Genomic DNA, 12,005 nt, shown 5'->3' on the forward strand with positions numbered 1-12,005 from the left:
CTATCCAATAATAAATTCCGTATCAAATGCTACAGTATCTGAAGAGGGGCTACTTAACGGTATAATTGATGTTATTGGTAATTCTGATACTACAGATGATGTTTCTGCTAGCGGCACAATAAATATTAATGATGTTGATGGTGACTCTTTAAGCGTTTCACTTTCTGGCCCAACAGAATTAATGTCAGGCGGACAAGCTGTAAATTGGCTCTGGGATGCGAATACACAAACACTAATAGGCTACACAGGTGTTATTGGCGGCTCTTCCTATGTTGAAGTTATGGCTGTAGTTCTAACCGCTCCAACTTCTGGTGATTCCAATTGGACCTATGATGTGACTTTAAAGGCACCACTTGATCATCCAGACACTACATCTGAAGATACTATTACATTCGATATAGGTATTACTGTTAATGATAATCATGGTGGCACCTCTACAGGTAGCTTTAGTGTTACGGTTGAAGATGACGCACCTGAAATCGCATCTATTAGCCCTGTCGAAGTAACGAATATAGATATTCCTGATACTTTAGTCGGTCTATTCTCTCTAACTGGCTATAGTGGCAACAACAATCTTCTTGATTTTGATGGTTTTACGATCACAGCCAGAGGATTTACCTCTTCAACAAACTCTAATTTAATTGATGCCGCAATTTATGGAAGTGGTAACGGGATAGGAGTTAGCAGTGTAGGGGCTCCTTATCATAATCTCGCGAACGAAGTCGATTTCCGTAAATTTGCAGATGGAAGTTCTGCATCTGAAGAAATCATCATTACTCTCGATCCAGGTACTGTTGCCTACGGCGTGAATATCCAGTTTTCCCATATGTTTGGCGGCGAGCTAGAAGTAGGAATTGTTGAGTTCTGGCGTGATGGTCAGCTTATTGCCACTCAAACATTTAGCTCTGACGCTAATAGTGGTGACTATGCTGCTAATTTCCAAGTCTTACAAGGCGGATTTGATACCATGGTTATCAAGGCGCTAGATAATGGTCAAGGGCCTCACAGCAACGATAATAGTGATTTTACAATAACGGCAATTGAATTTACTGGTTCACCAACCCCTCCAGCAATCGCTTTTGCTACGGGAGTAATCAGCCCAGAGTGGGGGGCTGATGGTAAAGGCTCATTAACGTTGACTGGCAGTACAGAAAACAATTTGCTTACAGCATCAGGCAGCACAATTACCATTACTCAAAATGCGAATACGCTTACTGGTATAGATGAAAATGGTGAATTAGTATTTAGATTAGAATTTACACCTGGAACAGGCACTTGGGAGTTTTTCCAATACCAAGAAATGCTCCAACCTTCTGATGGCGATATTGATTTCACAGTAAGAGCAACAGATCGTGATGGTGACTACACCGACGGTTCTTTCTCGGTTATTCCGCAGTTATACATAGCGCCACCTTCTGCACCAGAAGTGACCATTATCGATGACACTAATAATGACTCGTATTTAAGTCCTACTGAAGTAGGAAATGACGACGTTCAAATACAAGTCGAAATTGATGCTGCGGATTTTGCTGCTGGAGGCTATGTCAAACTCACTATTACAAACAGTGGTGTAACAACCAATGTCGAACTCAAACTGGTCAACGGTGAACTGCAACTTGCAAATGGTTCTCCAGCAACAGGTTTTAGTTATAGTAATGGTGTCATCAGTTGGACCGAAAGCACACCTGCGGCAGGCCAAAACATTACAGTAACCGCCACCCAAACAAACTTTGCCGGAAATACTTCTCCTTCCGGCTCTGACAGTGCAGCTGTTTATCTGCCTGATAATCGCCAAATCGTTGTTAATGAAAGTGATCTTCGTGACAATATTCCTAATGTTGTCTCAAGTACAATTAGTTTTACCGCAGGAAACCAAGCACTGACACAGTTCCGTTTTAATGAGTCCACCATTAACGCTGCGACCAACCTTGCTGCTGGTGTAAGCATAGTGTGGGCCATTGCCGCAAATGGCGCGCTAATAGGTTCGATAGATAGTATTGACGTGATTCAATTAACCCTCAGCGGCGGCTCAATTGCTGCTGGTACAGCGGGTGATGTCACAATTAATGTTGAACTTCTCGATAACATAAAACACTTGAATGCTCTCGATGGCACAAATCTAAATTCACTGATCAATGGTATTATTATTGAAGCTGTTAGCGCCGATGGTAGCGTTTTGACTGGTAATTTAAGCATAGTTATTAATGACGATCTAATCTCCATCGACCCTGTAAGTACCTCTGGAGTAAATAGCTCTACTGCTGACAACATAGTAGGCGCCCTCAATATTATTGGAGCCGATGGTAATGATCATACCCTTGATGATAATTACAGCATAAGCCTTACAACGAATATTACGGGATGGAATGGAACAACGGTTACATTCGCTAACTCCGGTATTACGGCCGATGGATTAACTGTCTTTTACTACGTTGATCCAGCTAATCCAAATGTGCTTATTGCATATACAGATACCAATGGTACAGCCTCTGCCTATACAGGAGCAGCCAACCAAACGTTAATATTTACATTAACGACTAATTCTAATAGCAATGAGTACACTTTCGATATCAATCAAAGCATTGATGAACTTTCGACTATCCAAATCGCAGGCTTAGTTGGTGGACAGGGCGGTATCGGTGATGCTGTCTACGTCACGAGCAATAACTCAGCGAGTGGCTATGGTGTCTATAACGATATTTCTAAAATCCCATCAGGGGAGAATATTGCATTCACACTGACCGCCCGAGATCAAAATGGTGATCTTGGCCGTGTCAATGGCACCAACAACGGCTTTGGAGTTGACAATCCAAGTGTTAGTGGTAACGAAGTTTTAATTGTTAATTACTCTGAAGATGCTGCGACTGCGAGTTTTAATTTTACAGGCGCGACATCAATTCATTTTAAAGCCTATGATGAACAAGGTAATCTGCTAGGTGAAGGAAATATTACCAGCGGCCAAGTCATCCAGAACTTAGGTTCGATTGGTTATATTGAATTATCAGCTTTAGCAGGGACAAACTTCCAATTTACTGGCACAACTGCACAAACAATTGTGAGCTCCACTCAAAATGTCGATTTACATTTTGATGTAACAGTCACAGATAGTGATGGTGATACTAATACTGGCGGATTTAACGTCCATCTTGAAGCACCCAATACAACCCCAATCGCACCTGTTGCTCTAACCACTAACGCTATTGCAAGCCTTAACGAAGCTGACTTGCAGGCTGGCGCCCCTGATATGAGCGTACAAACACTCAGCTTTAAGTCCGGTAGCAACTCCATTGGTAGCTTCCAATTTGGTGATTTTAGTAGTATTTCCGTAACTGGTATTAATGCTCAAATTCATTGGGTGATAAATGCTGCAGGTCAATTAATCGGTACCGTTTATGGACGCGAAGCACTTCGCTTAACTTTAGATTGGGATCGTATTAATGCAGGAGAACAGGGAGATGTCACAGTTACCGCAGAATTACTCACTAATTTACCCCACAGCGTAAATGTGGATAATCTTACGGTAAATGGAATTAAAGTTGTTGCTATCGATGGTGCGGGTAATACAGCACATTCCACTGTCACTGTTAATGTTGCTGATGATGTGGATATTGCAAAAAATGATACAGACCAACTGGATGTTGTTGTTGACTCATTTAAGTTTTCTGGAGTTGTTGCTAATTGGCAAGGTACTACTGGTGGTACAAATATCACTAAATATGATGGTCCAGATAACGATACAGGCCTAGATCAGATTCGTTGGGGTGACCCATCTAGTTGGTATGGAAGCCAATCAGGCTATGGCTTTTTGGATAACGATGCAGCTTTACAGGGCTCGCTATCGCTCAACCAGGATATCGTTTTGGGTACATTTACCCACTACAATTATTCAATTACATCAGGTACATCTATTACTGCAGCCACAATGCAAGTGACCTTTAACGTCACAGATGCATACGGAGTAACCACACCTGTAACCTTAACACTTAACTTCAATCATAACGAAACACCTAATACGAACGACCCAATTGCTTCACGCGATATTGTCACTGTAGGGCAAACTAGTGTGACCTTCAACTATGAAGGTCAAGTATACACAATGCAAGTTATTGGATTTAAAGACACTAATGGCAACATTGTCACATCTATCTACACGAATGAAGATGCTGCGACAAGTTACCAACTGGTTGTACGTATGGTTGCCGGTAATGGGTATACCTTACCAAACACTGACGGTAATGTGTTGACAAACGATGTAGTTGGAGCTGATGGTCCATTGACCATTATTGGGGTGGCCAAGGGCGATCTTACCAATACAGGCGGTGTATCTGGGCAAGTAGGTTCAACCATAACGGGCTTATATGGCACTCTGGTACTAAATGCAGATGGTACCTATAAGTACCAACTCACAGCAAATGCAAGCCAATTACCAGCAGCAGGAGCGTTAGAAACCTTCACTTATACCATTCGAGATAGTGACGGTGATGTATCAAGTGCAACCTTGAAAATCAACGTTAATCCCGTCAATAGCGATGGTATTAATATTGCGGACGCCAACCTTATTACCACTCAAGGTTCTAGTCTGAATGACACTATGGTCGTTGTTAATGGTGAAAATGCTAATAACCAAAACCAAAAAATATTAAACGTCAGTTTTGGGGGGGGGCCAAAGCGGTATCATCACAAACAGTAACGGCAAAGAGGTTATTGCTTCTGGAGCTAACAATAAGAGCTATAGCACTACGGATATCCAAATCGTTAATAGCGGCGAAGGTAACGATCATATTGAAACCGGCAAAGGTAACGATGTTATCTATGCGGGTAAAACAGGCTCGACTGGATATGGTTCCGATGATGCTCTTGAGCTATCAGTCAATACGCTCCTAAATCACCATATTATGACGGGCGAATTAACTGGCTCTAACAGAATGGTTGATAGTAACGGCCTATTATTGGCTAATGATGTCGCTTCACATAACGCTGATATTGTAAATGCTGGCAGCGGTGATGATCGAATTTATGGTCAATCTGGCTCTGACATTCTCTATGGTCATACTGGTAATGATTATATTGATGGTGGTAGCCACAACGATGCACTTCGTGGTGGAGACGGTAACGACACCTTAATTGGTGGACTCGGTGATGACGTCCTGCGTGGTGATAGCGGCGCTGACACCTTCGTATGGCGCTATACGGATGCAGACCAAGGTACTGACCACATCATGGACTTCAATGTAAGTGAAGATAAGCTTGATCTGAGTGATTTACTCCAAGGAGAAACGGCTAATACGTTAGAAAGCTATCTGAACTTTAGCCTAGATAGCAATGGCTCTACCGTTATCGATATAGATGCAAATAAAGATGGAGTTATTGATCAACATATTGTGCTTGATGGGGTTAACCTCTATAGCCAATATGGTGCAACTGATAATGCGGGTATTATTAATGGCTTACTCGGTACCAATGGTAGTGGGCCGTTAATTATCGATACCCAGCCTGTAAATCCAGAAACACCGCAGGGATTAACTAGATTTACTGATGATCCTAATACCAATGGCAATGTGATCCCTTAAATAAAATCAGTTCAGATGGCCTATAGAAATATAGGCCATCATGACCGATACTTGTCATAACCATATAAAAATCCAAAGGATAAGTAATTAGGTGTCTGCTGCAGCTTCTGAAAAAATTGATCAATGGACCATTTCTGCCTCACAAAGAGTGTTAGTGGATCCTTTGCTGGATTGTTTAGTGTTACTCACTGAGCATTTTGGCAATCCGTGCTCGAGCGATTCGCTTGCGGCAGGTTTACCCTTGTCAGGTACCGTATTATCACCTGACTTATTACCTCAGGCGGCTTCAAGAGCGGGTCTAGCGGCTAAGCTATCTCGAAAAGGCTTAAACGAAGTATCACCTATATTGCTCCCATGTATTTTATTATTAAAAGACAAAAAAGCCTGTATATTGCGAGAACTTGATGTTGCATCAGATAAAGCAATTATTCAATTACCCGAGACGGGCGGTGAAGAGACACTGACAATTGAGTCGCTCGAAGCCTTATATGTGGGGTATTTATTCTTAGTCAAACAAGAATACCGTGGCGACATGGGCTTTGATGTTTATCTACACGATAATAAAACCCACTGGTTAGTCCAAACCCTCAAAGATTCAGCACCCATTTATCGTGATGCATTAATCGCTTCTGTATTGGTGAATTTATTCGCCTTAGTTTCACCGTTATTTATTATGAATGTGTATGACAAAGTTGTCCCAAACCTCGCCTTTGAATCCCTTTGGGTTTTAGCGATTGGTGCGGCGATTGCTTATATGTTCGATCTTATCATGCGGCAACTTAGAAGTTACCTCATCGATGTTGCAGGAAAAAAAGTAGATATTATTGTGTCTTCGCGACTTTTTGCTAAAGCGATAGGTATTCCCCTAGAAAAACGTTCTCCTAGTATCGGCGGCATGGCGAAGCAGTTAGGTGAATTCGATAATATTCGTGAAATTTTAACTTCGGCAACGATCACAACTTTAGTCGATCTCCCCTTCGCGATATTTTTCTTAATTATTATTTTTATTGTCGCTGGTGATCTCGCTATAGTTCCAATCATTGGCGGCATCATCATTATTGGCTTCACGCTTTATATTCAACCTAAACTCAAAGCGGCAATCGAAGAAGGCAATAAATTTTCAAGCTTAAAACATGGGCATTTAATCGAGAGCTTATCAGCGCTAGAGTCAATTAAAGCTAATGGTGCTGAAGGAATTGTGCAAAAAAGCTGGCAACAGATGATAGGCCACAGTGCAAACTGGCAATTAAGGTCAAAAAAGCTCTCCAACTCAGTATCGAACGTAGCGAACTTTACGGTGCAATTTACCGTTGTCTGCGTGGTGATTTTGGGCGTTTATCGTGTGGCTGATAATGCGATATCTATGGGCGGAATTATTGCTGCGGTCATGCTATCGAGCCGCGCCATTTCACCTATGGCACAACTTGCAGGCCTGATGACGAGAGCAAACCACACAGCCAGTGCACTACGCCAACTGAATGAAATCATGACTCAAGAAGATGAGTTTGAAAATAAAGGACATTTAGTTAGCAAACAAAGACTCATAGGCAAGATCAATGCTGATCATGTTGGTTTTAGTTATCCAGGTTCTGAAAGGCCTGTGCTGCATCCGATGTCGCTGACGATTAATCCTGGCGAACGCATTGCCATTATCGGTCGAAATGGTTCAGGTAAAAGTACGCTAGCTAAGCTACTGGTCGGGCTATTTCAACCCACGGCAGGAAGCTTGCGCTACGACGGTTTAGACTCAGCACAGATTCATCCGAGTGATTTACGTCGTAATTTTGGCTACCTACCCCAAGATGTCACCCTATTCCATGGTTCTATTCGCGACAATATTTTATTTGGTACACGTCAAGTCACTGAACATCAACTCATCCGCGCGGTACAGCTTTCTGGTGTGAGTCAATTCACCAACCTAGAAGCAGAAGGCCTAGACCAACAGGTCGGTGAAGGCGGCATGTCACTCAGTCGCGGGCAAAGACAAACTGTCGCTCTTGCTCGCGCCACACTGAATGATCCCCCAGTGTTACTGATGGATGAGCCTACGGCGAGTTTAGATGCTCGCGCTGAACAACAATTTATTCGTTCAATGCAAAATGTCAGCAAAGATAGAACGTTAATTCTTATTACCCACAAGATGCATTTATTGCAACTCGTCGACCGCATTATTGTACTTGAACGCGGCCATGTGGTTGCCGATGGACCTAAAGCAGAAGTGCTAGAAAAACTCAATTTTGGCCTAGTGAACGGAGAGGCTAAAAGATGAGTAAACATTTAACAACAAACGACTTAGACATGGTTGATGATGTCTATGGCGCCATGATGACAGACGCTCCCAGCGGACACAGATTAATCATATGGGCACTTGCTGCTATGGTAGTGTGTTTTTTACTGTGGGCGGGGTTTGCTCAATTAGATAAGGTTACTACTGGAACGGGAAAAGTGATTCCTTCATCACAAGTTCAAGTTATCCAAAGTCTAGATGGCGGCATAATGCAAGAACTCTACGTTCAAGAAGGTGAGATAGTCACAAAAGGGCAGCCTTTAGTGCGTATTGATGATACCCGCTTTCGCTCCGACTTTGCTCAACAAGAGCAAGAGGTTTATGGCTTAAAAACCAATGCTATCCGCATGCGCGCCGAACTCGACAGCATTCTGATATCAGACATGACCTCTGATTGGCGTGAGCAAGTGCTTATCACTAAAGAAGCATTGATATTCCCTGAGGCTATCATTGCTGCGGAACCCGCCTTAGTGAAAAGACAACAAGAGGAATACAACGGACGCTTAGATAACTTAAGTAACCAACTTGAGATCCTCGTACGTCAAATTCAACAAAGACAGCAAGAAATTGATGATCTCGCCTCTAAAACAACAACATTAACGACGAGCATGCAGCTAATATCCCGCGAGCTTGAACTCACTCGACCTTTAGCCAAAAAAGGTATTGTTCCTGAAGTTGAGTTACTCAAACTCGAACGCACGGTAAACGACTTGCAAGGTGAATTGAATTCAATGCGTTTACTCCGCCCTAAAGTGAAAGCTGCATTAGATGAGGCTATCTTAAAACGCCGTGAAGCCGTATTTGTTTACGCTGCAGAACTGCGCGCGCAGCTCAATGAAACTCAAACCCGCCTCTCTCGCATGAATGAAGCACAAGTTGGCGCGCAGGATAAAGTCAGTAAGGCGATTATCACCTCCCCTGTTAATGGCACCATTAAAACCACGCATATCAATACACTGGGTGGTGTAGTGCAACCTGGGATCGATATTATCGAGATAGTACCGTCGGAAGATCAACTGCTGATAGAAACTAAAATCTTGCCTAAAGATATCGCTTTCTTACATCCAGGATTACCCGCCGTAGTAAAAATTACCGCCTATGATTTTACCCGCTATGGCGGCCTTAAAGGAACTGTCGAACATATTAGTGCCGACACTTCTCAAGATGAAGAAGGCAATAGCTACTATCTCATCAGAGTTAGGACTGCAGAATCTAGTTTAACCAAAAACGATGGCACACAGATGCCAATTATTCCGGGAATGTTAACTTCAGTTGACGTTATCACGGGGCAAAGATCCATACTTGAGTACATTTTAAATCCAATTTTAAGGGCTAAGGACACAGCGCTCAGAGAGCACTAAGCCTTTTTTTATAAACCGGGAGGTTGGTCATGAAGACTTCAGCAATACGACAATTTCAATGTTCAAAGATAGCCATAGTGCTGTCATTAATCCTGTTACCTTTATCGGCTCAAAGTCAGACGTTAGAACAAGCCGTTGCACATACGCTAGATACAAACCCAGATTTACGAGTGGCATTCAACCGCTTTAAAGCGCGAGAAGAACAAGTTAATCAAGCGATAGCAGGCTATATGCCAACTATTGATGTCAATGGTGGCTACGGTTACGAACAAACCGACAGCGTATCGACACGTAGACGACCCAATATCGGCGAAGTCAATAGCAAAGGGGTGGCTGAATTAAATCCCGGAGAGTTTGGTGTTAGCATAAAACAAATGCTTTTCGATGGTTTCTACACCAGCAGTGAAGTTGATCGTTATAGCTTTGAAGCTAGCGCAGACCAATGGGCACTGCTTGCTGCAGCTGAAGATATGGCACTCGATGTCAGTAAAGTCTATCTCAACTATTTACGCACCGATGAAGTGTTAAAATTAGCCGAGAAAAACCTTAACAGCCATAAAGAAATTTATGACCAGATTAAACAACGTACTGACTCAGGTTTAGGCTCAATCGCAGATCTATCCCAAATCTCGGGACGTTTGGCGCGTGCTAATGCTAACGTTATTTCTGCTCGCAACAATTTACTTGATGCAAAAGCACAGTACGTCAAAATTGTAGCGGCGGCACCGGCAGACTTAATATTACCAGTGCCAGATGCAGACATGCTGCCAAAGGATCTTAGCTCTGGCATTATTGTTGCGCAAGAGAATCACCCTATACTCAAATCTGCAGCAAACGATATTAGTGCCGCAGAAAATGAACGCTCTTCAGTACAATCCAATTACTATCCTCAGGTTTCTTTAGAACTGAATGGTAACTGGAATAACGATATCAGCGGCGAAGATGGAATATCAGGTGCTGGTGCTTTCCGCAGTGATGTGGGTGGTCATAGTAACGATCTCGTCGCCATGGTGAGGGTGAGATACAACTTATTTGCGGGGGGTAAAGATCTTGCCCGTGAAAAAGAAACTGCTTACAAGTTAGGTGAAGCGAAAGAAATCCGCCAACGCGCCCAACGTGAAGTTGTTGAAGGGGTAAACCTAGCTTGGAACGCATTTGAAATGCTAGCGCCGCAAAAACAATATATTCGCGATCATGTCGTGGCCGCAAAGGATACTCAAACAGCCTATGCACAACAGTTTAATTTAGGCCAACGCAGTCTACTCGACTTATTAGATACCGAAAATGAGCTCTTCGAGGCACGTAAAGACTACTTACAAGCTGAATATGATGAAGTTATTGCTAAGTATCGCGTGCTCAATTCTACAGGGCGATTATTAGACTCACTTAAAGTCACTAGACCTGATGCGTGGCGCGGAGAGCGCAATTATGAAGGAGGAGCTAACAAATGAAAACTCTCACATTTTTTCTAAGTGTCACTCTTTTAGCTGGTTGTTCGATGCGCGATACGGTTAATATTGACGAAATGGTCACAACTCAAACCTATGATCTATCTGATAAAGATAGCGATGGTGTCATTGAAGCCCGTGAACGCTGCAACGACACCGCCCAAGGAGCAGGTATTGATAACTATGGCTGTGGCAAAATAAAAGCGATTAACGAGCGAAAGGAAATAAATATTTTATTCCCGAATGACTCTGCTTATATTGCGCCTGAGTACTATCCTCAAATTGAAGAGGTGGCTATTTTTCTACGCCAGTATCCAACGACCAAAGTGACTATCGAAGGTCACACGAGTCGCACAGGAACCGATGAACGAAATACAGTATTATCTCAAGAACGTGCAAATGCTGTCACCGCAGTACTGGCTGAACGCTTTAGTATTGATAGAAGTCGATTAACTGCTATTGGATATGGTTCTAGCCGCCCAATTGTTTTAGAACAGACGCCGGAAGCAGAAATTCGTAACCGTCGTGTTGTTGCAGAAGTCACTGGTGATGATACGGCAGCAGACATGAAATGGACAATTTACTCGGTCGATGACAACTCAAAATAAAGGACTAACACATTAGGTTATGAGCGGCAGACTTGATTATAAAGATTCATTATTGCGAGTCTGCCGCTTTAGCCTAATAGCGTCAGCCCTAGGCATATGTTGCCTATATGCGGCCCCCACACAAAACCTTGATGAAGTGAAGATAACTTCAACCCTAGAAAAACATTACGGCGAACGTGCTGGAATGCGAGCAAGGGCTTGGTTCAAAGTGTTATCGGAAGCGAGTACGCTAGATGAAAAAGAAAAGTTATTGAAGGTGAATAACTTTTTTAATTTATTCCGTTTTGTGGATGACAGTAAATTATGGGGAGACTCGAATTATTGGGCAACGCCGATGGAGTTTATTGGTGTGAATGGCGGTGATTGTGAAGACTTTTCGATCGCAAAATACTTCACCCTACTCCAACTTGGTGTTCAAGAGGACAAGATGCGGATCACTATGGTTAAAGCCACTACGGTTAATCAATACCATATGGTATTGGCTTACTATGAAACACCATCATCAATTCCTTTAGTGCTCGATAATCTTGACCATGAAATAAAACCCGCCACAAAAAGAAAAGATCTACTGCCTGTTTATAGCTTTAACGGTAAACAGTTATGGCTCAATAAAGAGCAAGGTCGAGGCGTACTGGCAGGGTCCTCAAAACGATTAGAAAAATGGAACGATCTTAACCATAGATTAGGTGTTGACCGTCTTAGGCAACCAAAATTAAAACTGGAGTAGCACC

At 42.7% G+C, this 12,005-nt stretch carries 5 protein-coding genes and 1 pseudogene; all 6 read left to right on the forward strand.

Annotated elements, in window-relative coordinates:
• Nucleotides 1–5,570, forward strand: a pseudogene (locus AAA952_RS20170) (choice-of-anchor K domain-containing protein); the annotation flags it as partial.
• Nucleotides 5,571–5,661: 91 nt separating this feature from the next.
• Nucleotides 5,662–7,839 carry a type I secretion system permease/ATPase gene (locus AAA952_RS20180; RefSeq protein WP_338259175.1) on the forward strand — a complete coding sequence of 726 codons (2,178 nt, stop codon included), beginning with the start codon at nt 5,662–5,664 and terminating at the stop codon, nt 7,837–7,839.
• Entirely contained in the window at nt 7,836–9,218 is a 1,383-nt protein-coding gene (locus tag AAA952_RS20185) for an HlyD family type I secretion periplasmic adaptor subunit (RefSeq protein WP_168825932.1), read from the forward strand. The genes AAA952_RS20180 and AAA952_RS20185 overlap by 4 nt, the downstream gene beginning before the upstream one ends.
• A 29-nt stretch (nt 9,219–9,247) precedes the next feature.
• On the forward strand, nt 9,248–10,669 hold the full coding sequence (locus AAA952_RS20190; protein ID WP_338259178.1) for a TolC family outer membrane protein: 1,422 nt from the start codon (nt 9,248–9,250) through the stop codon (nt 10,667–10,669).
• Nucleotides 10,666–11,274, forward strand: coding sequence for an OmpA family protein (locus AAA952_RS20195; protein ID WP_105250449.1), 609 nt, complete (start codon nt 10,666–10,668; stop codon nt 11,272–11,274). Before AAA952_RS20190 ends, AAA952_RS20195 begins: the two co-directional genes overlap by 4 nt.
• 19 nt (nt 11,275–11,293) lie before the next feature.
• Nucleotides 11,294–12,001, forward strand: coding sequence for a transglutaminase-like cysteine peptidase (locus AAA952_RS20200; protein WP_287480805.1), 708 nt, complete (start codon nt 11,294–11,296; stop codon nt 11,999–12,001).
• Nucleotides 12,002–12,005 lie beyond the last annotated feature (4 nt).

It is taken from the genome of Shewanella sp. M-Br (genome assembly GCF_036245925.1).
In the GTDB taxonomy this organism is placed as follows: domain Bacteria; phylum Pseudomonadota; class Gammaproteobacteria; order Enterobacterales; family Shewanellaceae; genus Shewanella; species Shewanella oncorhynchi.